Origin of the sequence: Rhodococcus sp. T9N (genome assembly GCF_024436645.1) — a bacterium.
Taxonomy (GTDB): domain Bacteria; phylum Actinomycetota; class Actinomycetes; order Mycobacteriales; family Mycobacteriaceae; genus Rhodococcus_F; species Rhodococcus_F qingshengii.
This window is the reverse complement of sequence record NZ_JAMSKS010000016.1, coordinates 112,904-137,433: the sequence shown is the minus strand read 5'-3', so window position 1 is coordinate 137,433 and position 24,530 is coordinate 112,904. Positions and strand designations below refer to the sequence as shown.

The 24,530-nt window shown below is 62.4% G+C and carries 20 protein-coding genes and 1 tRNA gene; 12 read left to right on the top strand and 9 right to left on the bottom strand.

All coding sequences use genetic code 11. The features are described 5' to 3' along the window. Positions 1 to 185: 185 nt before the first annotated feature. Together M1L53_RS23875 and M1L53_RS23870 are read left to right on the top strand one after the other, a co-directional pair. Positions 186 to 1,013, top strand: coding sequence for a DUF3105 domain-containing protein (locus M1L53_RS23875; protein ID WP_003941378.1), 828 nt, complete (start codon positions 186 to 188; stop codon positions 1,011 to 1,013). Then, positions 1,006 to 1,725: a DUF305 domain-containing protein gene (locus M1L53_RS23870; RefSeq protein ID WP_007726186.1), complete on the top strand. Its 720-nt coding sequence runs from the start codon at positions 1,006 to 1,008 to the stop codon at positions 1,723 to 1,725. The genes M1L53_RS23875 and M1L53_RS23870 overlap by 8 nt, the downstream gene beginning before the upstream one ends. A 55-nt stretch (positions 1,726 to 1,780) precedes the next feature. On the opposite strand, the gene M1L53_RS23865 is transcribed toward M1L53_RS23870, so the two are convergent. Next, positions 1,781 to 4,150 carry a phosphoketolase gene (locus M1L53_RS23865; protein WP_007726185.1) on the bottom strand — a complete coding sequence of 790 codons (2,370 nt, stop codon included), beginning with the start codon at positions 4,148 to 4,150 and terminating at the stop codon, positions 1,781 to 1,783. A gap of 243 nt (positions 4,151 to 4,393) precedes the next feature. Between M1L53_RS23865 and M1L53_RS23860 the strand changes: the two genes are divergently transcribed. The 4 genes from M1L53_RS23860 (at position 4,394) to M1L53_RS23845 (ending at position 8,822) form a co-directional block, all read left to right on the top strand. Beyond that, positions 4,394 to 4,469 (top strand) — tRNA-Arg (locus tag M1L53_RS23860). A gap of 89 nt (positions 4,470 to 4,558) precedes the next feature. Next, positions 4,559 to 5,485 (top strand): LysR substrate-binding domain-containing protein, encoded by a 927-nt coding sequence (locus M1L53_RS23855; protein WP_054186747.1) that lies wholly within the window; start codon positions 4,559 to 4,561, stop codon positions 5,483 to 5,485. A 128-nt stretch (positions 5,486 to 5,613) separates the two neighbouring features. Beyond that, on the top strand, positions 5,614 to 6,942 hold the full coding sequence (locus M1L53_RS23850) for an MFS transporter (protein WP_007726181.1): 1,329 nt from the start codon (positions 5,614 to 5,616) through the stop codon (positions 6,940 to 6,942). Between the two features lie 2 nt (positions 6,943 to 6,944). Next, a complete protein-coding gene (locus M1L53_RS23845) occupies positions 6,945 to 8,822 on the top strand; it encodes an FAD-dependent monooxygenase (protein WP_047270164.1) in 1,878 nt (625 codons plus the stop codon). A 73-nt stretch (positions 8,823 to 8,895) separates the two neighbouring features. Here M1L53_RS23845 and M1L53_RS23840 read toward each other — a convergent pair whose 3' ends face one another. Further along, on the bottom strand, positions 8,896 to 10,425 hold the full coding sequence (locus M1L53_RS23840) for an MFS transporter (protein WP_054186748.1): 1,530 nt from the start codon (positions 10,423 to 10,425) through the stop codon (positions 8,896 to 8,898). A gap of 85 nt (positions 10,426 to 10,510) precedes the next feature. Between M1L53_RS23840 and M1L53_RS23835 the strand changes: the two genes are divergently transcribed. Beyond that, positions 10,511 to 10,888: a MarR family winged helix-turn-helix transcriptional regulator gene (locus M1L53_RS23835; RefSeq protein WP_003941367.1), complete on the top strand. Its 378-nt coding sequence runs from the start codon at positions 10,511 to 10,513 to the stop codon at positions 10,886 to 10,888. 233 nt (positions 10,889 to 11,121) lie between these two features. Further along, positions 11,122 to 12,273 carry a N(5)-(carboxyethyl)ornithine synthase gene (locus tag M1L53_RS23830; protein ID WP_054186749.1) on the top strand — a complete coding sequence of 384 codons (1,152 nt, stop codon included), beginning with the start codon at positions 11,122 to 11,124 and terminating at the stop codon, positions 12,271 to 12,273. A gap of 9 nt (positions 12,274 to 12,282) precedes the next feature. Here M1L53_RS23830 and M1L53_RS23825 read toward each other — a convergent pair whose 3' ends face one another. From M1L53_RS23825 to M1L53_RS23805, 5 genes are all read right to left on the bottom strand, one after another. Next, the gene (locus tag M1L53_RS23825; protein WP_054186750.1) at positions 12,283 to 12,654 is read right to left on the bottom strand and encodes a nuclear transport factor 2 family protein; all 372 of its coding nucleotides are present in this window, start codon (positions 12,652 to 12,654) and stop codon (positions 12,283 to 12,285) included. Continuing rightward, positions 12,651 to 13,805 (bottom strand): 3'(2'),5'-bisphosphate nucleotidase CysQ, encoded by a 1,155-nt coding sequence (locus tag M1L53_RS23820; protein WP_054186751.1) that lies wholly within the window; start codon positions 13,803 to 13,805, stop codon positions 12,651 to 12,653. The genes M1L53_RS23825 and M1L53_RS23820 overlap by 4 nt, the downstream gene beginning before the upstream one ends. Beyond that, a complete protein-coding gene (gene cysC / locus M1L53_RS23815) occupies positions 13,802 to 15,646 on the bottom strand; it encodes an adenylyl-sulfate kinase (protein WP_042923180.1) in 1,845 nt (614 codons plus the stop codon). Before cysC ends, M1L53_RS23820 begins: the two co-directional genes overlap by 4 nt. Next, positions 15,646 to 16,572 carry a sulfate adenylyltransferase subunit CysD gene (gene cysD / locus M1L53_RS23810; RefSeq protein ID WP_003941285.1) on the bottom strand — a complete coding sequence of 309 codons (927 nt, stop codon included), beginning with the start codon at positions 16,570 to 16,572 and terminating at the stop codon, positions 15,646 to 15,648. Before cysD ends, cysC begins: the two co-directional genes overlap by 1 nt. A gap of 143 nt (positions 16,573 to 16,715) precedes the next feature. Continuing rightward, positions 16,716 to 17,651: a helix-turn-helix domain-containing protein gene (locus tag M1L53_RS23805; RefSeq protein ID WP_047270168.1), complete on the bottom strand. Its 936-nt coding sequence runs from the start codon at positions 17,649 to 17,651 to the stop codon at positions 16,716 to 16,718. Positions 17,652 to 17,767: 116 nt separating this feature from the next. Here M1L53_RS23805 and M1L53_RS23800 point away from each other — a divergent pair, with 116 nt between their 5' ends. From M1L53_RS23800 to M1L53_RS23790, 3 genes are read left to right on the top strand one after another with little or no spacing between them, the layout of a single operon-like run. Beyond that, a complete protein-coding gene (locus tag M1L53_RS23800) occupies positions 17,768 to 18,934 on the top strand; it encodes a hypothetical protein (protein WP_030537322.1) in 1,167 nt (388 codons plus the stop codon). A gap of 2 nt (positions 18,935 to 18,936) precedes the next feature. Beyond that, positions 18,937 to 19,719, top strand: coding sequence for an SDR family oxidoreductase (locus tag M1L53_RS23795; protein WP_054186752.1), 783 nt, complete (start codon positions 18,937 to 18,939; stop codon positions 19,717 to 19,719). Positions 19,720 to 19,726: 7 nt separating this feature from the next. Further along, positions 19,727 to 20,866, top strand: a complete 1,140-nt coding sequence (locus M1L53_RS23790; RefSeq protein ID WP_003941406.1) for a sulfotransferase — start codon at positions 19,727 to 19,729, stop codon at positions 20,864 to 20,866. Between the two features lie 73 nt (positions 20,867 to 20,939). On the opposite strand, the gene M1L53_RS23785 is transcribed toward M1L53_RS23790, so the two are convergent. Beyond that, a complete protein-coding gene (locus M1L53_RS23785; RefSeq protein ID WP_054186753.1) occupies positions 20,940 to 21,785 on the bottom strand; it encodes an alpha/beta fold hydrolase in 846 nt (281 codons plus the stop codon). Next, on the bottom strand, positions 21,782 to 23,572 hold the full coding sequence (locus M1L53_RS23780; protein WP_054186754.1) for an amidohydrolase family protein: 1,791 nt from the start codon (positions 23,570 to 23,572) through the stop codon (positions 21,782 to 21,784). The genes M1L53_RS23785 and M1L53_RS23780 overlap by 4 nt, the downstream gene beginning before the upstream one ends. 97 nt (positions 23,573 to 23,669) lie before the next feature. Here M1L53_RS23780 and M1L53_RS23775 point away from each other — a divergent pair, with 97 nt between their 5' ends. Further along, complete coding sequence (locus M1L53_RS23775) at positions 23,670 to 24,317, top strand: TetR/AcrR family transcriptional regulator (protein ID WP_054186755.1); 648 nt, start codon at positions 23,670 to 23,672, stop codon at positions 24,315 to 24,317. Positions 24,318 to 24,530 lie beyond the last annotated feature (213 nt).

The window sequence follows — 24,530 nt, the reverse complement described above, 5'->3', positions numbered from 1 at the left end:
GTGGAGACTCGCCTCACGCCTCGCTCTCCGTGAACGTGCGCGGGGCCGCTGTGGCGTGTCGCACGCCACTCTCAAAGTTTGCCCTCAGACTCGGAAAGTACAGTGGTAATGCCCGAGCTACCACCGCGTACCTTCATGCGCGGGCGCGCCACACCTCAAGCCCACACACCGAAAGAGCCCAATCGATGCCAAGCGGTTCCGATAGTCGCGGTCCCAACAAGAACTCCGGGGCCAAATCAGCCAAGGCCATCAAGGCCGCCAACAAGAACAGTCGGCCGGCCAAGAAGGGCAAGGGCGGCGTCCCCGCTCCCCGCCAGATCCCCTGGCTGTCGATCGGCGCCGGTGTGGCTGTGCTCGCACTCATCGCCGTGCTCGGTATCAATCTGTGGCCCAAGGTCGAGGAGCGGCAGGCCCTCGAGCCGTACAAGTACAGCTCCGAGAACAAGGATCCGTCCGACAAGATCGACGGCGTCCTCAAGATCGAGTACCCGGCCGGCCAGCACGTCGATTCCACTCAGCGCGTGGCGTACGACCAGACCCCGCCGTTCGGTGGCCCGCACGACGCCACCTGGGCTAACTGCACCGGAACCGTGTACGCCGACCCGATTCGCACCGAGAACGCCGTCCACTCGCTCGAGCACGGCGCCATCTGGATCACGTACAACCCCGATCTCGTCGACCAGGACCAGATCGACAGTCTCGCCGGACGCGTGAACGGCAAGTCCTACATGCTGATGTCGCCGTACCCCGGTCAGAGCAGCCCCATTTCTCTGCAGTCGTGGGGCCATCGCCTCGAGATCGACAAGGCCGACGACGATCGCATCGATCAGTTCATCACTGCGCTGAACCAGAACCCGAACGTCTACCCCGAGGTCGGCGCGAGCTGCACCAACCCGCTGTTCACTCCGTCGACGTCGCCGTTCGATCCGACACCTCCGGGCGCCGACGCCATCCAGATGGACGGCACGGGCGCTACCCCGGCCACCGACGAACAGATTCCCGCCGGTGGATAGTTCGACGAACACCGATCAGTCTTCGAAGCCGAGTCAGCGCACCGCACTGCTGATCATCGGTCTGATCGGCGCGATCGCCGTCGGTTTTGCGCTCGGCGCACTGACCAACCTCCTCGGACCCGATGCGAAGTCGTCACTGACCGTTCCGGCTTCGGATTCGGTGGACGTGGGCTTCGCGCAGGACATGAGCGTGCATCACAGCCAGGCCGTCGACATGGCGGCCATCGCCCTGACGAAGTCCACCGACAACGACGTACGCACGCTCGCGTTCGACATCTTGACCACGCAGCAGAACCAGCTCGGTCAGATGCAGGCGTGGCTGACCATGTGGGATCAGCCGCTGTCCAAGGTGGGCCCGTACATGGAGTGGATGTCGTCCGATTCGGGCTCCGGCCATGGATCGCACGGGACTTCGGCCACGATGGACATGAGTCATTCCGGGCCGGTCGACACGATGCCCGGCATGGCGTCCCCCGAGGACCTTGCGGCTCTCCGCGCAGCGGAAGGTCTGCAACTCGACACCTTGTTCCTGCAGCTGATGCTTCGTCACCACGAAGGTGGGCTTCCGATGATGGAGTACGCAGCAGCCGACGCCACCGAGGGGCCGGTGCGCAGCCTGGCGCAGACGATGGTCAACACGCAGCAGAGCGAGTCCAAGCTGATGACCGACATGTTGGCAGCTCGCGGCGCAGTGCCACTGCCCATGAACTGAGCAGAACTGAACTGAGCCGAAATTGTTCAGACCCAACTGGGCCTGGTCCTGAATTTCAGGACCAGGTCCAGTTTTCTACTTCCGGCATGTCTTCGAGGTGCTCGACGATGTAACGCGAGTGCTTTTCGAGTTGTGTGCGGCAGAACTCCGCCAACTCGGACGCCCCGGCCGGCCGACGCTTGGAGCGTCGTAACGCCTCGATCACCAGGTGGTAGCGGCTCATCTTGTTGAGGACAACCATGTCGAACGGTGTTGTGGTTGTTCCCTGTTCACTGAATCCGCGAACGTGGAAGCGCTCGGGACTCGGACGCCCGTGAATCAGTTCGTGCACGGCACGCGAGTATCCGTGGAATGCGAACACGACGTCGGTCTGCGCGGAGAACAGATCGAGGAAGACCCGCTCCCCGAATCCGTGGGGATGCTCGGTTGGCGTCAGCAAGGCCATCAGATCGACGACGTTGACGACGCGGGTGATCAGTTCGGGTGTGTGATCGCGCAGCAACTGTGCAGCAGCCAGGATCTCCTGCGTCGGCACATCTCCCGCGGCGGCCAGGACCACGTCCGGTTCCTGTCCGCGAGCCTCGGTTCCGGCCCATTCCCAGACCGAAGCGCCCGCCGCGCAGTGCTCGTGCGCTTGCTCGAGCGTGAGGTACTGCAGGTGCGGTTGCTTGTCCACGACTATCAGGTTGACGTGGTCGGTACTACGCAGGCAGTGGTCCGAGATCGAGAGCAAGGTGTTGGAATCCGGCGGCAGCCACACGCGGATCACACTGGGTGCCAAGGGAATAACGGCGTCGATCATGCCGGGGCCCTGATGACTGAATCCGTTGTGATCGTTGCGCCAGCACGTACTGGTCAACAGCACGTTGAGCGAAGCGACGGACGCCCGCCACGGCAGGTCGACGGCATGTTGGAGCCACTTGGCGTGCTGGATGAGCATCGAGACACTTACCATGGCAAATGCTTCGTAGCTCGCGAACATCCCGTGTCGGCCCGACAGCAGATAGCCCTCGAGCCAACCCTCGCAGAGGTGCTCGCTGAGGACCTCCATGACACGACCGTCCGCGGACAGCCCGTCGTCGTAGTCGGTGATCGGCAGTTGCCAGCAGCGATCGGTTGTCTCGAATACGGCGCCGAGGCGATTGCTAGCCGTCTCGTCCGGACAGAAGAGTCGGAAGATCCCGCCGCTGTCCTCGGTTTCCGTGGCGGCGTAGATGTCGCGCAGAAGCTCGCCGAGCACTCGCGTCGTCTCGTGGAAGGTCGAACCCGGCGATTGGATGGGAAGCGCGTACTTTTCGAGCGGCGGCATCGGGAGATCGACGCGAAGTCGTCCACCGTTCGCGTAGGGAGTGCTCCCCATGCGCTTGTCCCCCGTCGGCGAGAGCGCCGCCAGTTCCGCGGCCAGTGATCCGTTGGCGTCGAACAACTCGTCCGGACGGTACGACCGCATCCACTCTTCGAGTTGCCGCAGATGCGATTCGTTGGTTCGCACGCCGGACAACGGCACCTGGTGCGCACGATGTGTGCCCTCGACCAAAATTCCGTCGACGGTGTGTGGACCGGTCCATCCTTTTGGCGTCCGCAACACGATTGCCGGCCACGAACCCGTCCACTCCTCTCCGCGGCGTGCGGCACCCTGCATCTCGCGGATCTTCTCGTGCGCCTGCGAGATCGCTTGATACAGCTGAGGAAACACCGCGTCGGGGTCGTCACCGGAGACGACGATCGGCGCCCACCCCTGTCCACCAAGATAGGCCTGGATGTCTTCGTCGCTGCTGCGTCCGTAGACCGTCGGCCCGGCGATCTTGGCACCGTTCACGTGCAGGATCGGCAACACCGCGCCGTCGCGTCGTGGATTCAGGAACGCCGGGAGCTTCCACGAACCGGACAACGGCCCGGTCTCCGCTTCGCCGTCGCCGATCACACAGGCCACCACGAGGTTCGGATGATCGAAGGCAGCGCCGGCCGCATGGGCAAGGGCGTAGCCGAGTTCGCCGCCTTCGTGGATGCTTCCGGGTGTCTGCACACTCACATGGCTGGGCACTCCGCCGGGAGCGGAGAATCGCCGACACATCCGGTGGATGCCCTCGGCGTCGTCCGAGACTTCCGGATAGATCTCCGAGTACGTTCCCTCGAGATACGTCGACGCGACCAGCGCCGGACCGCCGTGCCCGGGACCGGTCACGTAAAGCCAGTCTGCGCCGGTGGCGACGATGTGCCGATTGAGGAGCGTGTAGATCATCGACAAGCCGGGGCTGGTCCCCCAGTGCCCGAGCAGTCGGGGCTTGATGTGCTCGGCACGCAACGGTTCCCGCAGAAGCGTGTTGTCCTTCAGATAGATCTGCGCGACGGTCAGGTAGTTGGCCGCTGCCCACCACTTCAGGTCGAGCGCGAGCTGGTCTTCGGAATAGTGGTGATCGGTCATCAACGACTCCCGTACCTCACGAGGGTGCCCGAGCAGTCCGCCCGAGCCTGTGCTCAGAGCCGAGCCTAGGCGTAAAAAGCATCCGAGTCAGTCGGTACAGATGATTCGACGACCATGGTCCCCGGCCGCATCCTCGACTACCTCACGCGAGGACGCCATGCCGAGACGGGTGCCGGTTTGGTCTTGTCCCCCCGTGATGCGCTACGCTAACGCAGCCCAATCGGCACACCGAGTATTCGGTGCGCCCCCGTAGCTCAGGGGATAGAGCGTTCGCCTCCGGAGCGAAAGGTCGCAGGTTCGAATCCTGCCGGGGGCACCACGAAGACGCAGGTCAGCGATTGATCGTCGACCTCTTCACGGTGCCACACCAAAATATTCAGGGCAATCTACCCGACTACTGTCGATCTCATGCCTCGCATCGATCCTGCTCCCACGTACACGATGCGTCAGCTGGCCGCGTTTGTCGCGGTAGCCGAGACCGGAACGATCAGTGCCGCGGCCGAGCGCCTGCACCTCTCTCCTTCCACCCTGTCCGCGGCGCTCACCGAACTCGAACGCGCGCTCAAAGTTCAACTGTGCGTTCGCCGTCGCTCATTCGGCATTCAACTGACCCGCACCGGTGAAGCGGTTCTGGTGCGCGCCCGGGCGCTACTTCAGCAAGCCGGGGAACTCGAATCCGATGCGCTCGGAACCGGCGGAAGCGTGTCGGGGCCCATCGCGATCGGCTGTTATCCCGCTCTGGGGCCGACGGTGTTGCCGTCGATGATCGCCGGGTTCACCCGTGAGAATCCTGACGCGCAGGTGGAGTTCCGCGAGGACACTCAGAATCGGCTCCAGACACATCTCGAGAACGGCGAGTTGGACCTCGCGATCGCTTACGACCTGGACCTGTCTCCACAATTGCGCACAGTTCCGTTGGCCGTCCGCGAACCCTTGATCGTCCTGGGTGCAGAACACCCACTCGCGCGGTCCGAGCGACCGATCCATCTTCCGGACCTGGCGGAACACCCGATGGTTCTCCTCGACGCGCCGCCGAGCACCAAACACGCGCTCGACGTCTGTCGCGCAGGCGGATTCGCCCCGAAGGTTGCCTACAGAACTGCGAACTTCGAGACGGCGAGGGCATTTGTCGGCCGTGGCCTCGGCTGGACGCTGCTACTCCAGCGGCCCAAGATCGACGTCACGTACGAGGGGCTCGAGGTGGTCGTCAAGACCATCGCTTCCCCCGCCGTGCCGTCGGTGCACGTAGTTCTCGCTTGGCACCAGAACACTCGCCTCAGCCGCGTCGCACGCGCTTTCATAGAATTCGTTTCACCCTCAGAACCTGCCCAATAGTCCCGCTACCAGGCAGCGGAGCTGGTTCCACGCATTTTCCGTGCAAGAACCTCCAATTCTTTCGCTTTTCAATTGTTGTGGCGCACGTCATTGTTTCTTCAAGCCACATTCATCTCGAAAGGCACTTCATGACCTCCATCGCCTCACCGACCGCAACGCGCGCCGCCGCGACGGTCAAGGCGCGTAAGGCCGCCCTCGGCAGCTTTGTCGGCACCGCCATCGAGTGGTACGACTTCTTCATCTACGGCACCGCCGCCGCGCTCGTACTCGGCAAGCAGTTCTTCCCCGGCACGTCCGATCTGGCCGGCACCCTCGCCGCCTTCGCCACCCTCGCCGTCGGATTCGTCGCGCGTCCCATCGGCGGAATCGTGATGGGCCACTTCGGCGACCGCATCGGACGCAAATCCATGTTGGTCACCTCGTTGATGCTGATGGGCTGCGCCACCGTTGCCATCGGGCTGCTACCCAACTACGCCGCTATCGGCGTCTTTGCCCCCATACTCCTGGTGACCTTGCGATTCGTTCAGGGACTCGGTGTCGGCGGCGAGTGGGGCGGCGCAGTTCTGGTCGCCACCGAAAACGCACCCGAGGGCAGGAAGGGGCTGTACGGCAGCGCACCACAAATCGGTGTTCCCGCAGGCGTACTGGTGGCCAATCTCGTCTATCTCCCCCTCGCCGCCTTCATGGACGACGATGCATTCAACTCCTGGGGATGGCGAATCCCGTTCCTGCTCAGCGCAGTTCTGGTGGGCGTTGCGATGTGGATCCGTCTCGGCCTCGAGGAAAGTGACGAGTTCACCGCGTCGAAGTCCGAGGCACCGGCGGAGTCCATGCCGATTCTCGAGGTTCTCACCAGACACTGGAAGACTGTGCTCCTCGCCGGTGGAACCTTCATCGCCACCAACGGAATCGCGTACGCGTACATGGTTTACGTTCTCAAGTACGGCGAGACCGAACTCGGCTTCAGCAAGACCACGATGCTCTTTCTTCTCATCGCATCCTGCCCGTTCTGGATGGCGGGAATGGCTTTCAGCGCTCACAAGTCGGACACTCTCGGACGCCGGACCGTCTACATCCGCAGTTCGATCACCCTGGTAGTGGCGGCAGCGGTGTTCTTTCCGCTGATCGACACAGCGATCGTTCCGGTGATGCTCGTATCGATGATCGCCCTCGGCTTCACGCTCGGCTGCTGCGCCGGCCCACAAGCGGCACTGTTCGCCGAATTGTTTCCCGCACACATCCGCTACAGCGGAGCGTCACTCGGCTACCAGATCGGCGCAATCCTCGGCGGCGGTCTGGCCCCGATGATCGCCACCGCGCTCTACGCCGCCTTCGACACCTCGTTCGCCATCACCGCCTACTTCGTGATCATTGCCGTGATCAGCCTGGTTTCCATCCTGCTGCTCCCGGAACCTCAATTGATCCCGAAAAACACTGCCGCACAGAAAGCCTCGTGACCATGTCGACCTACTTTCATCCGAAGAAGTACGCACCCGAGGACTTCGCCTCCCTGGCGCCTTCGGCCGACGCACTTCCCGTCGTGATCGTCGGAGCCGGCCCCGTCGGCATGGGCGTAGCCATGGGCTTGGCGCAGCGCGGCATTGCCGTCACGATTCTCGAAGCGGCCGATCAGGTCTCGTTCGGCAGTCGCGCGATCTGCGTGTCACGCCACAGCCTCGAAGTTGCCGAACGCCTCGGCTTCGGTGCCGAGCTCGAAGACCTCGTTCTGCCGTGGGTGGGTGGTCGGAGTTACTACCGCGATCAGGAAGTACTGCAGTTCCGCATGGCATCCGCCGAGCACGACGCGCGTGGACCCATGGTCAACGTCTCGCAATCCGAGTTCGAGCAGATCATGACCGACAAGCTGCTCGCTCACCCACTGGTGAACTTCCACTGGTCGTCGTCGATCGCCGGCATCTCCGTCGGTGACAACGAGGTGACTCTGACCGTCGACACCGCGTTCGGAACCCGCGAACTGCGCGCGGCGTGGGTCGTTGCCGCCGATGGTGGACGCAGCAAGATGCGCGAACTCAGCGGAATCCGCTTGCAGGGCAACAGCTACGAGGGCAACTACGTCATTGCCGACATTCATTGGGAATCGGAACTCCCGGCCGAGCGTCTGGTGTGGTTCGACGCACCCAGCAACCCGGGGTCCACGATCATCATGCATCGCCAACCACGGGACATCTGGCGCATCGACTACCAGCTCGACGCCTCGGACGATCCGGAAGCGGAGACGCAAGAAGATCGCATCCGTGACCGCATCACGCGTCACCTCGAATGGCTCCAGAGCGACATCCCCTGGACCCTGGAATGGTTCGGCTTCTACCGCGCCCACGCACTCGCTCTGGAAGATTTCACTCACGGCCGTGTGCTTTTTGCCGGCGACGCCGCGCATCTCGTTCCGATCTTCGGTGTTCGCGGCCTGAACTCGGGCATGGAAGACGCCGAGACCTTGGTGTGGCAACTAGCCGCCGTCATCAACGGAGCTGCCGATTCCACCATCCTCGACGCGTATTCGAAGGAACGTCGCAGCGCGTGGCAGCAGAACGTCGACAACGCAGGCAAGTCGACGCTCATCATGTCGCCGGGAAGTCACGGCTACCGGACCACCCGCGATGCCGTACTCGAACTCGCCACCAAGCGAAGCGAATTCGCGCACCTCATCAACCCGCGCCAGTCGAGTGCGACGCACGCCCGGCTCTCCCCGCTGACGTGGCCGACAGCTGCGGGCGCCGAGGGCGTACTACCCGGCGATCCGTTGGAAGACAGGGTCGTCCAGGTCTCGGCGGACGGTTCATCTACCTCCTTGAACAGTCTGCGCGGTACTGGATTCGGCCTGCTGGCTTTCGGACTGTCAGCTGAGCTGGTATCCGAACTCGACACGCAAGCCGAAATCCTTGCTCAGGCCCTTGCACCGGAAACCGTACGCGTGATCACCGTGGGAACTACCGACTCCACGGTTCCCGATGCCGAAGGCAATCTCGCATCTGCCCTCGGCGCACGTGTCGGCGAGATCTTCGTGATTCGGCCCGACGGACTGGCGCTGTGCCGCATCAGCGATCCCACGCAATTGAACGGCGTGGCCAAACACCTCACCGCCGGCACTGCGCCGACGCACTTCGATACGGCACAGTCGGCGACAACTGCGGTGGTCGACGACGAAGGCCATCGCGAGCACGTCTGGTTGACACTGTCGAACGCACTCGATCAGGCTGATCCGTCCGACCGCGAAGCCATGTTGGTGCGCCTTGCCTTGATTCTCGGTTCGCAAGCTACGTCGACGAGCTTCGACGTAGCACTGAAAGACGCTGCCCTGAAATCTGCCACCCGATAGTTCAGACACAGCAACTCGGCCGCGCAGGATTGTCTCCTACGCGGCCGAGCGCATTCGCGGATGAAGCAAGTATTCAGTTGACCTCGGCCAATTCCTTTTCGCCCTCAGCGCGCCTTTCACGCACGGATCTTCCCCGCTGCGACCTTCCACGTAACAGCGGCGAGACGGTGATCGCCAAGCCCACCAGCGCGACTCCGGTAACCAGGATCAGTCCGGGATGGAACTGCTCGAATCCGGCGGTACCGGCGCCGGACGCGGTGTGCGATCCAGCGGTCACGAGGGCAGTGGTCAGAGCGAGCACGAGCGCCGCACCGACCTGAGCGGAGGTGTTCACCAGCCCGGACGCCAAACCCTGCTCCGAGTCGTCGACACCCGAGGTGGCCTGGGCCATGATCGAGGTGTACCCCAGCGCGAATCCGAGTCCGAGCAGGATGACGCTCGGCAGAATCGCCACGACGTACGACGGTGAATCGCTGCCCGCGAAGAGGAACCAGAGGTACCCGACGCTGAGCGAGGTCAGTGCCGCGATGATGAGCTTGGCACTGCCGTACAGGTCGACCAGCCGTCCGACGAACGGCGATCCGAATGCGACGATGATGCCCGCGGGCAGCAGTGCCATCGCCATCTTCAGGGGCGACCAGCCGAGGGCCGACTGCAGGAAGATCGTCATCATGAACTGGAAGCTCAGGTAGGAACCGAAGAGCGCGATGATGGCCAGATTTGCACGAACGATGGTGCCGACGCGCAGAAGCCCAAGTCGCACAAGCGGATGCGCCACCTTCTTCTCCACGAAGAAGAACGTCGCCAGAAGCACGGCTGCGACAGCGAACGAACCCAGCGTCATCGGGTGTGCCCATCCACGGGTCGGAGCCGAAACCATCGTGTACACCGTGAGAAGCATTCCCGTCACCAGGGTGACGGCGCCGACGAGGTCGTGTCCCCCGGTATCTGCGGGACGGTCCCGCGGAATGAGGAGGTACCCACCGATCAGCGCGATGACGGCAAACGGAACCGGCATCAGGAACGTGAATCGCCAACCGGCACTGGTCAACAGCCCACCGAGGATCAGACCGGACGAGTAACCACTGGCGCCGAACACGGAGAACACCGACAGCGCACGGTTACGGGCCGGACCTTCCTTGAACGTCGTGGTGAGAATGGACATTGCGGTCGGAGCGGTGAAGGCCGCAGCCAATCCCTTCACGAATCGTGATGCGATCAGCAGTGTTCCGTTGTCGACAAGGCCACCGACCAGCGAGGCGATTGCGAACACGGTCAGTGCGATCAGGAAGACCTTCCTGCGCCCGAGAAGATCGGCGGTACGTCCACCGAGTAGCAACAGGCCGCCGAATCCGAGGACGTAGCCGTTGATGATCCACTGCAGCGAGGTAGTGGACAGGCCCAGTTCATTGCCGATGGACGGAAGCGCGACGCCCACCATCGACACATCGAGACCGTCGAGGAACAACACGAGGCAGAGCACCGCGAGGATGCCCCACAGCTTGAGGGACCAGCCCTCCCCTGTGGCCGGATCCGAGGATTCCGTAGAAACCGGGGCGTCCGGCGAATCGAATGGTTTGAGTGTCGAGTCTGTGCAAGTCACGTCAGCGAGAATAGATGCACATGCACATAATGCACAAGCATTTAATGCAATTGCACGTAATCGAGTCTTCAACTAGAATGCGGTCGTGACGTCGGAATCCGAATTGCGCAACACCTGGCGCTCGCTGTCGACCAGCTACAACGACATCGCGTGCGAACTCGATCGCCAGATGCAGTCGGCGCATGGGCTGAGCATGAGCGACTTCGAGGCTCTCGACCGACTCATGGACGCCACGTGCGAACGTCCACGCATGCAGGAGCTTGCCTCGGAGATGTACCTGAGTCCCAGCGCGCTCTCCCGTAGCGTGGCCCGTCTCGAGAAGGCCGGACTGGTTCAGCGAGCACTGTGCGAGGCCGACCGGCGCGGAGTCTTCGTCGACGTCACCGACAAAGGACGTCAGGTACACGCGGACGCCAGCAAAATTCAACTGGCCGTACTGGATTCACGCCTGCGCGAGCAGTAGCCACACGTCAGCGGAGCACAACACAGCGCCCGGCCACCGGGTGAGGGCCGTTCCGGACTAGACTGAGCACATACCGACGCGCCTTTCTGTTGCCGTCGGCGATCGACAGCAGCGCAGCCAGCACGCTTTCACGCGGTCCTGGCCGAGGCAATCTGCCAGCGTTCCTGCGGCTTCTGCTAGTCCCTCAGGCTCCTGCCTGACATCTCTACCTGCTCCTATCGAGAGATACACAATTGAACAACGCACGCACCCTTGGAGTCATCGGACAGTCGAGCAAACCGGCAGAACGCCGGTTGCCGATCCATCCTGCGCATTTCGATCGCATCGATGCCGAACTACGTTCTCGGATCTACCTCGAAGAAGGCTACGGTCACCCCTTCGGCTACTCCGACGACTACCTCTCGCGCCTCGTTGCCGGAATCCGCACGCGCAAGCAGATTTTGGCGGAAACCGATGTGGTTCTGCTACCGAAGCCGTTGGTGCGTGACCTCGCCGAGCTACGATCAGGTCAGGTTCTCTGGGGCTGGCCGCACTGTGTCCAGGACACCGAACTGACACAGATCGCGATCGACAAGAAACTGACTCTCATCGCCTTCGAGGCCATGAACTTCTGGCACAGCGACGGATCGTTCAATCTGCATGTGTTCCACAAGAACAACGAGCTCGCCGGTTATTGCTCGGTACTGCACGCCCTGCAGTTGATCGGTTCCACCGGTGACTACGGCCGGCGTCTCACCGCTGCCGTGATCGGTTTCGGAGCCACTGCACGCGGCGCGGTCACAGCACTCAAGGCGCACGGTATCCACGAAGTGGACGTCCTCACCCAGCGTGGAGTCACCGCCGTCAGCTCCCCCATCCACTCGGCGCGCATGGTCTCGTTCGACAACAACAACGGTGACGTCCGTGGCAGCCACGTCATGCTCGACAACCACAGCGTGCCGGTGCCCGGTTTCTTGGCCGAGCACGACATCGTCGTCAACTGCGTACTGCAGAACACGGACGCCCCACTGACGTTCCTGACCGAGGAAGACCTCATGGACTTCCAACCCGGCAGCCTCATCGTGGACGTATCGTGCGACGAAGGCATGGGCTTCAGTTGGGCTCGCCCCACCTCGTTTGCCGAGCCGACCTTCATCGTCGGTGACAACATCACCTACTACGGTGTCGACCACAGTCCGTCATACCTGTGGAACTCCGCGTCGTGGGAGATCAGCGAATCACTTCTTCCCTACCTGCCCACTGTGATGGCAGGAGAGACGGCCTGGAAGGCAGACGAGACCGTCGACCGCGCCATCGAAATCCGTGACGGCGTCATCGTGAATCCCGCCATTACGCGTTTCCAGCACCGTTCGGCGGACTACCCGCACGCCTTCATCGCGGAGTAGGCGCCCCGATCAGGCCTGGCCGGCTGCCGCATTGATCGGTGCCATGTCGAAATAGTCGCGCCAGGCTTTGATCTTTCCGTCCTCGACTTCGAACACCCCCATGACCGGGAGCGCTACCTCGGCGCCGTTGATGGTGAAGACGTCGACGCGCTCGTTCATGACGGTGTTGCCGTCCGCGACCTGACGCTTGATCTGAAAGTCGATGTTGCCGAAGGCACCGACAAACTGCTCGATGAACGCCCGGACGGCCTCGCGACCGACCACGGGCTCCATCGGGATGTTGTGATAAACGACGTCATCGGTGAAGTACTCGACGATTTTCGCGACATCGGCATTTGCCCACAGTGCGCAGAATTCGGTGACCAGCTTGTCCGGTGTCATTGTGTGCCAGCCTCTTTCGAATCGTCTCCGTGGGGTTCGATGATTGCCATGATGCTTTCGATCTCACCTGCCGGTATCCCGAAGTACTCGGTCACGAAAACCGTGACGGCCGGTGCCTGGCCAGGTGTTCCGAGGTCGAGCAGATACCGGGCTACGACGCTCTCGCCCCACTCACGCAGCGCGAGTTCACGTATCGCCACGATTCCGCGATATTGCTGGCCTTGTTCGAGCTCGTTGCTGATGAAGGCTCCGCTGTCACCGGTTCGCTGACCGTTCTCGACCCGCCAGGCGTCGGCGGCGAAGCGGACCTTCCTTGCGTCATGAGTGAGCAATGCGTTCACGTATTCACGCGCCATGGCGACGCGTCCGCTTACCGCAGACTCCGTGGAGTGCTTGGCAATTGCGCCCAGGATCGACTCCGACAACTCCGGTCGGCAGATCACGAGATCCGGCAGGTACGGATGCGATTCGTTGTAGAGCAGCGGCGAACCGTCGATGCGGCTGCAATGCAGTCCCGCCGCCTGTGCGACGCCGACGGGTGCAGCCGAATCCCATTCCCACTGCCCACCGGCGTGCAGGTACGCGTCGACCTCGCCGCGCACCACCGCCATCGCCTTGGCGCCGGCCGATCCCATGTGCACCACGTCGGCGCCGAGTTCGGCTGCCACCGCTTCGGTGAATGCGGGTGGTCGCGATCCGCTGACTACTACGCGGAGCGGCGAGTTGGCGGCAACCGAAGCTGCCTCGTCGCCACTGGAGTACACCGCTCCGAGCGCCGGCTGAGCAACCGCGGCTGCGGTAATTCCGCTACCGCGCTCCCAAAGCGCCACGTGCACTGCCCAATCCGCATGATTCGGCAAGCCGTATTCCTTGGAGCCGTCCAGCGGATCGATGATCCAGACCCGAGCTGCATCCAGACGACTGCGATCGTCGGCAGATTCCTCAGAGAGCACGGCATCGCCCGGCCGCTCGGCAGCCAACCGGTCGAGGATGTAGGAATCGGCGGCCTTGTCGCCCCGGCGACCCAGTTCACGACCGTCGTCGACACCCAGACCCTCGGCTCGGATCCCCAGGAGGATCGCACCGGCGGCCTGCGCCAATTCCGCCGCGAGTGCCTCGTCGGCGATTCTGCTGTGTGTGGATTCGCTCACCGGTCCAACACTTCCATAATTCGCAGCGCAAGTTCGGTAGGCGTTCCGTCTTCGGGTCTGATCACCAGCTCGGGACTTGTCGGAGCTTCGTAGGGATCGTCGACTCCGGTGAATCCCGTGATTTCCCCGGCCCTGGCCTTGGCGTACATGCCCTTGGGGTCTCGGGCTTCACATTGCTCGATCGGGGTGTCGACGTAGACCTCGACGAACTTCAGCCCGGCGGCCTCGTGCGCCGCCCGCACTCGATCACGATCTGCGCGGTACGGGCTGATCAGGCAGGCCACTGCCACTGCACCTGAATCAGCGAACAACTGCGCCACCGAGCCGACTCGGCGGACGTTCTCGGCGCGGTCATCGGCACTGAATCCCAGATCCGCGTTCAATCCGTGCCGGAGGTTGTCGCCGTCGAGGCGGTACGCCGGGATACCCGCGGCCACCAACCGCCGCTCGAGTTCCACCGCGATCGTCGACTTACCCGAGGCCGAGAGACCGGTGAGCCAGACGGTGGCGCCGGCAGTCGCACGTTCCTCGCGAGAAACCTCCGAACTGTGCCAGACGACGCGCGATTCCTTGAGTGTCGGACCATTGATCATTCCGGCGGCGACGGTATTGCCCGTGGTCTCGTCCACGAGAATGAAGCTGCCCGTCACGCGGTTGCGGCGGTAGGGATCGAACATCAACGGCTGCTGCGTCTTGATCGAGATGCGGCCGATCTCGTTGAGGGACAGAGATTCTGCCTTCTCGTCGCGGTGCAGAGAATTGACGTCCAGCCGGTAGTCGAGCTTGACGATCTGCGCTTTCGTGGAGCGCGTGGTGTGCAGCAACGAGTAGCGATTGTTCTCCGACAGAGTTGTCTGTTCGGTCAACCAACAGACCATCGCATCGATTTCCTGCCCGACCTGCGGCCGGTTGTTGAGCCGACACAATTGGTCCCCGCGGCTGACGTCGAGGTCGTCGGTCAGCTCGATGCATACGGCCGAGGGCGCAAACGCTTCGTCGATCACGTCACCACCCGGCCCGTGGACTGCCTTCACCGTCGAGGTGAATCCTGAAGGCAAAGCCACGATTTCGTCGCCGGGCTTGAAGACGCCACTGGCCACCGTTCCGGCGTATCCACGGAAATCGTGGAGGTCGGCGTCGGTCTGCTTCTGCGGACGGATCACGTACTGCACCGGGAAACGCGCGTCGATCAAATTGCGATCCGACGCGATGTGCACCTGCTCGAGATGGTGCAGCAGAGAAGGCCCGTCGTACCAGGACATGTTCTCGGTCCGGGCAACGATGTTGTCCCCCAACAGCGCCGAGACCGGAATGAACGTCAGGTCGTGGACGTCCAACTTGATCGCGAACTGTCGGAATTCTTCCTTGATCTCCTCGAACCGTTCCTGAGACCAGCCCACGAGGTCCATTTTGTTCACACACAGCACGAGGTGCGGTATCCCCAGGAGAGTGGACAAGAAGGCGTGCCGCCGCGTCTGTTCGAGCACCCCTTTGCGAGCATCCACCAGGATCAGGGCAAGATCGGCCGTCGACGCGCCGGTCACCATGTTGCGGGTGTACTGCTCGTGCCCGGGAGTGTCCGCAATGATGAACTTCCGATGAGGGGTCGCGAAATACCGGTGGGCCACGTCGATCGTGATGCCCTGTTCACGCTCGGCGCGCAATCCGTCGGTCAGTAGCGCGAGGTTGGCGTACTCGTCGCCGCGTTCTCGACTGCTCCGTTCCACGGCCTCGAGTTGGTCCTCGAAGATCGACTTGGAGTCGTAGAGCAACCGGCCGATGAGTGTCGATTTTCCGTCGTCGACACTGCCCGCTGTAGCGACTCTCAGCAGTTGCGGCATCAGAAGTACCCCTCTTTCTTACGATCTTCCATGCCAGCTTCGGAAATCCGGTCATCAGCCCTGGTTGCGCCACGCTCCGTGATACGGCTCGCCGCAACTTCTTCCACGACAGCGCCCGGTGTTTCGGCCGACGATTCGACACATCCGGTACACGTTGCGTCGCCGACCGTACGGAAGCGCACCAACGCCTCGTAGGACTCTTCGCCGGCGCGAAGCTCGAGGAAACGGGTGCGTGCCAACAACATTCCGTCGCGTGGAACCACCTCGCGACGATGGGCGTAGTAGATGCCGGGGAGGTCGATCTGCTCGCTCTCGATGTACTGCCAGATGTCGAGCTCTGTCCAGTTCGAGAGCGGGAAGATCCGAATATGTTCGCCCTTACGGTGTTTGCCGTTGTACAGGTTCCACAGTTCAGGTCGCTGCACCTTCGGATCCCATTGCCCGAACTCGTCCCGGAAGCTGAACACCCTCTCTTTGGCGCGCGCCTTCTCCTCGTCTCGGCGAGCACCACCGAACACGGCGTCGAACTTGTTGTCGCGAATTCCGCGCAGCAACGCGTGCGTCTGGAGGCGATTGCGACTGGAACCGACTCCGGTGTCCTCGATGACGCGACCGGCGTCGATGTCGTCCTGCACGCTGGAGACGACAAGACGCAGGTTGAAGCGATCGACCGTCTGATCGCGGAATTCGATCACCTCGTCGAAATTGTGACCGGTGTCGACGTGCATCACAGCGAACGGCAGTGGGGCAGGCCAGAATGCCTTGGCCGCTACGTGCAGCATCACGACGGAATCCTTACCTCCGGAGAACAGGAGGACCGGCTTTTCGAAAGTCGCTGCGACTTCGCGGAAAATATGGACCGCCTCCGCTTCGAGTGCTCGCAGATGCGACAACTCGTAGGCGGGCGGGGTCTGGAGTGTTGCCATGTCTTTCGCTCCTGAGCATCACGTACTCCGTGCGGAACACCATTTCCGCATCGGTACATTTATGTACCGGACTGGTTCTAAATTGAACGCAATCACAGAATAGAACTCGTTCTACCCAAAGGTCAATGACCGGCAATAAGACGTCACAGACCGCGAACCGGACTCCTGCCACCAACTTCCGCCGTCACCGCATCCGCCGCCGCAACCAGCACCGCGGCGCGGCGCTCGATCTCGGCGCCCGTGATCGCCCCACCCACATAAAGTGTCAGCACAAGGGCCTGATGCCCCTCGGCGTCGTAGGTCGGGGCCGCGATGAGACTGACGGGATGCTCGTCGTCAGAGCTGATGTCGCGTCCGAGATACACCCTCTCGCCCAGGCTCGACACCATCTCACCGAGCAGTTCACGCACCTCCGGCGGAAGATCGTGCGTCGCAACGCCCGCCATCAGCGTGTGCAGTCGCTGCCCGACGGGATCCAGACTCTCGACCAGATATCCCGCAGCCCGACACTCGCGGACCACGTTCCACAGACGCTCGCGATCCAAGCGCACCGGCAGGCTCGGCTCTTTGCTCAGCCAACTGTCCATGTCGTGATCCGAACCCCAGAGGACGTACATCAGCCCGACCGGCGGAGCGAACGGGTACACCTGACCGACCTTGGCAGCGCGACGCGCGCCGATCGGTCCGGTCACTTCGAGAACGCTGATCTGATCACCGATCACACCGGACGCCGTGCACGTCGTCCCGAACTCCGTGCTCACTTTCTCCAGATGGGTACGGGCAATGGGTCCGACGGCAAATCCTCGCTGAGCTGCACGTCCGGCCGCGATCAAGGCCGGACCGAGCCCATAGGTCTTCGACACCTCGTCCCGAGTCAGGTATCCACGATCAGCCAGCGCCGTGAGGATTCCCAAGCAGGTGGGCTTGCTGATCTCGAGCGCGCGGGCCAGTTCCGACAGCCCGAACCGCTGATCAGGGCGGCCGACGAGGTAGTCGAGCACCTGAACCACCCGTTCGGTGGGAGGCGATTGTCTCCCCCTCGGGCGTCCCTCTTCAGGCGTCTTCTCCGGTCCACCCATTGACCACTCCCTAGAACGCGTTCTATTGTCGAAATACCCAACATCTACCAAATAGGTACATATTTGTACCACGACGCTCTGGACCGGCGACATAGTCGGAACTGTGAGGAGCCAGCGTGCTGACGGACCCGTTTGCCGAGGCGATCGCCGAAGCCGAGAAATTGATCGAGACTGCGCCGCACATCAGATCCGAACAGGATCTACTGGAGGGATACCAATATCTGGCCGGCGGAATCATCGCGACGACGCATGCCGCCTGGGCCGGCGAAAAGACCCATCCGAGTTTCATCCAGGGCACCGGACCATTCACCAAGATGGGCCTCGACAACCCCGACACTCTGTACTTCGGCGCCCGAATCAACGACGACAAGGAATACAAGGTCACCGGAAAGCGCGGCACCACAGCCGATCTCAGCTTCCAAGTGTTGAGTGGGAACTACACCAACTCGAACGTTCCCGGAAGCGAAATCGCCTTCGACGACCGCGAGCTGGAGATAGACGACGACGGCAACTTCGTCGCTTGGTTCGGCCCCGGCCCCGCCGACGGACGAGCCAACTACTACACCCTGGCGCCCGGATCCTCGCAGCTGGTTGTTCGCGAGGTCTACAGCGACTGGAGTCAGCAGCGCGGCGTGATCCGCATCGAGCGCACCGATTCGATCGGGATCGCGCCGCCACCTCTCACCGCCGAAGAGACCGAGAAGCGTTACGCCCGGGCTGGGAAGGCACTGGTCACGCGGGTCAAGACGTGGCTCCAGTTCCCGGAGTGGTTCTACCTCAAGCTCGCGGTCAACACCATGACCGAACCACGCCTGACACCGGGCGGGCTGGCAACGCAGTACTCGTCGGTGGGACATTACGAACTCACCGACGAGCAGGCGATGATCATCACCGTTCCCGCCTCCGACGCACCGTATCTCGGCTTCCAACTGGGGAGCCTCTGGTACATCTCACTGGACTACGTCAATCATCAGACCTCCCTCAACAACGGCCAGGCACAGGTCGATCCGGACGGGATGGTTCGAATGGTGGTCAGCGAGAAGAACCCCGGTGTCACCAACTGGATCGAAACCGTCGGACATCCGCGCGGCATTCTGCAGTTCCGTTGGCAGCGCGTGTCCCGCGAGCTGACGCCGCAGGACGGTCCCACCGTCGAAATCGTCGCCGTCGCAGATATTGCGAAGCACCTGCCGCATTTCGACACCAACGCCATCACCGCCGAGGACTGGGCAGCACGCATTGCCCAGCGCCAGGCCGCCATCGACAACCGAATGCTGGGGTAATCATGACCGCCTTGCTCGAAGACCGTGTAGTAGTCATCTCCGGAGTCGGCCCGGCACTCGGCCGCGCTCTGGCCCTTCGATGTGCGTCGGCCGGCGCGAGTCTTGTTCTCGCAGCACGTACGCAATCGCGACTCGACGACGTTGCGAAAGAAATAGTCGATGCCGGTGGGCGCGCCGTCACCGTTGCCACCGACATCACCGACCAGGCTTCCGCCGAGAATCTGGTGGCCGAGTCCATTGCCGCCTACGGCAAAGTGGACACTCTGATCAACAATGCATTCTCGATTCCGTCGATGACACCGTTGGCTCGCACCGATTACCAGCACATCCGCGACAGCATCGAACTGACCGTTCTCGGGGCGTTGCGCCTGACTCAGCTGTTCACGCCGGCACTTGCCGAGTCGGACGGCTCCGTGGTGAACATCAATTCGATGGTGTTGCGGCATTCGCAAGAGCGTTACGGCAGCTACAAGATGGCGAAGTCGGCCCTGCTCGCCATGTCGCAGTCCCTGGCCACCGAACTCGGCCCGCAGGGAATTCGTGTCAATTCGATTGCACCCGGCTATATCTGGGGTGACACCCTCAAGGGATACTTCGCGCACCAGGCGGAGAAGTTCGGCATGACTGTCGAGCAGATCTACGAGCACACTGCGTCGAACACCGACCTCAAGCGCCTGCCGACGACGGATGAAGTATCCGATGCGGCGATCTTCCTGGCGTCCCCGATGGCCAGCGCGATCACCGGCCAATGCATCGACGTCAACTGCGGCGAATTCCATCACTAGGAGCACCATGACTGAACGCACTCACGTCGGCACCGTCGAGGATCTCCATGCCTCGGCGACGCGGATGACCGGCCTGACGGACTTCGGCGTCGACGATTACACCGAGGCTCTGTCGGTCCTCCTCGAGTCTTACGACCGCGACGAGGATCTGACGCCCTTCGGCAGCAAGATCTCTCGGGTATTCCTTCGCGGCGCCCTGGTGGCCCGTCTCCTCAGCGAATCGGCGTGGAAGGAGCATCCGGAACACGCCGACGTCAAGATCGAGCGGCCGATCTTCGTCACCGGATTGCCACGCACGGGCACCACTGCCTTGCACCGCCTCCTCACGGTCGACCCGGCTCACCAGGGCCTCGAGATGTGGCTGACCGAGTTCCCTCAGCCTCGCCCGCCTCGCGATACGTGGGAATCGAACCCGGTCTTCGCCAAGATCGAGGAGACATTCGGTCAACACCACGTCGAGCATCCCGAATTCATGGGCGTGCACTACATGTCGGCCAGCGAAGTCGAAGAATGTTGGCAACTCTTGCGTCAGACGTTCAAGTCCGTGTCGTACGAGTGTCTGGCCAATCTACCCACGTACTCCGCATGGCTGAAGGACCAGGAGTGGTCGAACGCCTATGCACGACACAAGAAGAACCTGCAGCTGATCGGTCTGCCCGATCAGGATCGACGGTGGGTCCTCAAGAACCCGAGCCACCTGTTCGCGCTCGACGAATTGATGGAGGCGTACCCCGACGCGCTCGTCATTCAGACTCACCGCTCCCCTACGACGATCATTCCGTCGGTGTGCAGCCTGGCCGCCCAGGCGACAGAGGGTTGGTCGAACACGTTCACCGACAAGGTGATCGGCGAAAGTCAGCTCGAATTGTGGGCCAGGGGGCTCGAGCAGTTCGACAGTGCACGCGCACACCACAATCCCGCGCAGTTCATCGACGTCGACTATCAGGACTTCGTCACCGATCCGCTGGGAACCGTCGAGAACATCTACACGCACTTCGACATCCCGTTGACAGCTGCCGCGCAGCAGTCGATGGAGGCCATGCACGAGGAAAGCCGCTCGGGTGCTCGCAAACCTTCGCACAAGTACACGCTCGAGGAGTTCGGTCTGACGAAGGAGCAGGTGGAAGAGCGATTCGGAACTCGCTGACCACCGCTGGCCGACGACCTTGCTGACAACTGAAGCCCCGCCGATCGGCGGGGCTTCAGTGATCAAAACGCGGTCAGCTGCTGAGATGCTCACCCAGCAGTCGGTCCAACTCGACCGGCGCCTCGTCCGGAATCCAGTGGCTCACGCCGCTGAGAACCTCGAACCGGTACGGGCCGTCGACAAACGCGGGGGTGAGCGCAGACCCTTTGGGGCCGATGGCGGCGTCGCCGTCACTCCAGACGTGCAGGGTCGGCACGGTGACCCTGGCAGTTGCGGGGTTCGGCTTGGTCATCCACATCGCGCGGTACCAGTTCAGACCGCCGCGTAGCCGACCGGGAGCCAGCATGGCGTTCAGATCGCGCCGCGCGTTCTCCGGCGTCTGCCCGCTCGAAATCAGGAACTTTTCACCTGCCGACGTGGAGGACAGAATCTTCTCGGGGACGAAGGGTAATTGGAACGCCCCCATGTACCACGACTTCAGTCCCTGTGTGCTGGTCACCATCGCCTTGACGAACGCCAGTGGGTGCGGAACCGACACCGCGGTCACGGTATCGAGCAAGTCCGGCCGTTCGGCGGCCACCTGCCATGCGACTGCGGCACCCCAGTCGTGGCCGACCAGGTGCACTTTGCCCACCGCGAGCGCGTCGATCAGTGCGACAGTGTCAGCGGCGAGTTCGGACCCACGGTACGCCCAGCGCGCTTTCGGCCTGGCGCCGGGTGAGTACCCTCGCTGATCCGGTGCGACGGTCCGGAAGCCGCGGGCGTGCAGTAACGGCGCAAGGTGATCCCATGAGCGGGAATCCTGCGGAAACCCGTGCAGGAGAACCACGACCGGACCGTCGGCGGGTCCTTCGTCGCGTACGTCGAAGGTCAGCCCGGACCGGGAGTACGAGGTGAGGCGATCCGCCGGTGTAGTCATAGCGCCACGCTAGTCTTCGCGGCCCTGGTAACCGGAGCCTTTTCACCGGCACGCAGGAACTGACCTGTCTTTTCGATTCCGAATCCGGGGGCGAATTCACCTTCGCGGTAGACGAGTCGGCCGTTGATCACCGTAGCGACCGCTGCGTCGTCGCTGCGGTTGACCATCCGGCTGATCCCGCCGTACTCGGGAACCTTTGCCTCGAACAACCCGTCCACCGACTCGTCGAGCCCGGCCGGGTCGATGACAACGAAGTCCGCGCGGTCACCCTGGCGTAGATGCCCGGCGTCGATGCCGTACCAGTCCGCCAGTTCGCCCGTCAGGCGGTGGATTGCGCGCTCGATGGTGAGGAACGGCTTGCGGTCACTCTGAGCGTCCTTGACGCGCTTGAGGAGTCGCACCGGGTAGTTGTAGAACGCCATGTTGCGCAGATGCGCGCCGGCATCGCCGAAGCCCATCTGCACACCGGAACTCGCGGCGAGTTTCTTCGCGAACTTGGGCCGGTGATTGGCAATGGTGGTGCGCCAGCGAAGATCTCGCCCGTACTTCACCACCAGGTCGAGGTACGCGTCCACCGGGTGCACTCCGCGGATGTCACCGACCTGACCGAAGTTCTTGCCGATCAACGTCTCGTCCGGGCATCCCACGATGACCGCATCGTAGAAATTGCGATGCCAAATGCGGGGTGAGAACTTGTTGTCGTAGTCCTTACGGAATGCGCGACGGTACGACTCGTCCTGGAGCAGTTCGTTGCGCTCCACCTGGTCCTTGAGGTGCAAAGCGGCGGCGCCGGCACCGAACTCCTCGAACACGACCAGGTCGATTCCATCCGCGTAGACGGTGAAGGGAACCGGAAGGTGCTGCCACTTGAAATCGGTCTTCGCGAAGCGATTGAGCAGTGGGGCCGCAGCGAGCATGAAGTACACGATCACCGGGTAGGCCTTCGAATCCGCACCGGAGAGCAGCGACGTCTTGAGCGGTTTCTTGCGTCCGATCGCCGAGCTTTCGGCGAAGAACGCCGCGACGTTCGGATGCAGGTTGATGGTCGGAGCGCTCTGCAAGATCTTTCCGCGATCACGAAGGATGCGATTGAGGAATCGGAACTCTTTCCACCGTGCATACGTCGACGGCAAAGAGCGAGAACGATATTCGTCGCCGTCGATCTTGTCGAGGGCATTGGTCATCGACGACAGGCCCAGCATCCCAGCGTCGATGGCGTCCTCGAGCATCGAGCCCATCCGGCCGAGTTCCGAGCGAGTCGGCTTGACCTTCTTGTCGGTGCCGCGCCCCAGTCCGAGTACGTGCGTGCGGATGTCGGAATGACCGATGAAGGCCGCGACATTGGGTCCGAGGGGAAGGGCTTCGAGGGCGGCGGTGTACGCCGCGGGACCGGTCCAGGTCTTGTTCGCATCGAGGATGCGCAGCACCGCGTCGTGGGGAACTGCTTCGACCCGGCTGAACAGATCCGCGATCTCGCGCGGCGTCGAATACACCGTCGACAGCGAGCAATTGCCGAGCACGACCGTCGTGACGCCGTGGCGAACCGATTCCGGAAGCCCTGGACTGACCAAGGCTTCGGCGTCGTAGTGCGTGTGGACGTCGACAAAGCCGGGGAGAACCCATTTGCCGGCCGCGTCGATCACTTCTGTGTCCGTCCCGATCTCGAGGCGCGTCGTGGACACCTCCGCGACCACGCCGTCTCGAATTCCGAGATTACGACGCAGACCTGGAGCCCCCGTCCCGTCGAACCACAACCCGTCGTTGACCACGATGTCGAAAGCAGACACTGTCGGACTCCTCACCTCACGTATGTGTTACCTCACGTTATAGACAGCGTTGAGTAAAAGTCAATGAACCTTCCGAACCAATACATAAGATGACGGAATGGCTGCAGTCCCCCGCTCCCCCGAAGACCGTCAGAGGCAAATCCTCGAGGTGGCAGTACAGATGCTGCGGACCGAGCCTTTCGACCAACTGTCGATGGATCGCGTCGCAGCCGAGGCCGGTGTCTCGCCGCCACTGCTGTTCCACTACTTCAAGAACAAGAAGGGTTTCCAGAACGCCATCCTCGAGGCCGCCTCGGCCGATCTCGAAGATCGAATGCGACCGGATCCCGAGCTACCCATCACGTCCCAGCTGCGCTCAGGTATCGAGACATTCGTCGACGCCGTTATCGAGCACCCCACCATTTACCTCGCCGTGATGCGTATGGCCGGCAGTGGCGACGTTCGAATGCGCACGATCTACCGAGGCATGCGCCGCACTTTCACCACGTGGATCGTCGCTGCGCTGACGAATCTAGGCATCGAATCGAACGCGACCGTGGAGGCGACAATCGCCGGGTGGCAGGCATTCATGGAGGAAATCGTCGTCAACTGGATCGACGAGCCGACGCTCGAGCGAGGCGAAATGGTCGACCTTTGCGAACGAATCTTCTACCACTGCCTACCGGCAGCGGGCATCAGCGTGGAGCAAATAGTGGCAGCCACCGTTGCCGCGACGGCCAGTGAGTCCGGCGCAACACAACTGTGATCTTCGTGCCGGGGTTTCACAGGTGGTCACGATTGGGTATCTTGCTTGCAGTGGCACTGGACCACGACCCCAACACATGAAGGATCCAACATGGAGTCTGTCGAAAACGTATTGCCCGAGGGTGTCAAGCTCGAAGACGTCTTGAGTGTCCTCAAGGTCGCAGTTGCGGGCATCGGCCTCATCAGCGCACTTTCGGCATTCAGCTGATCGCAA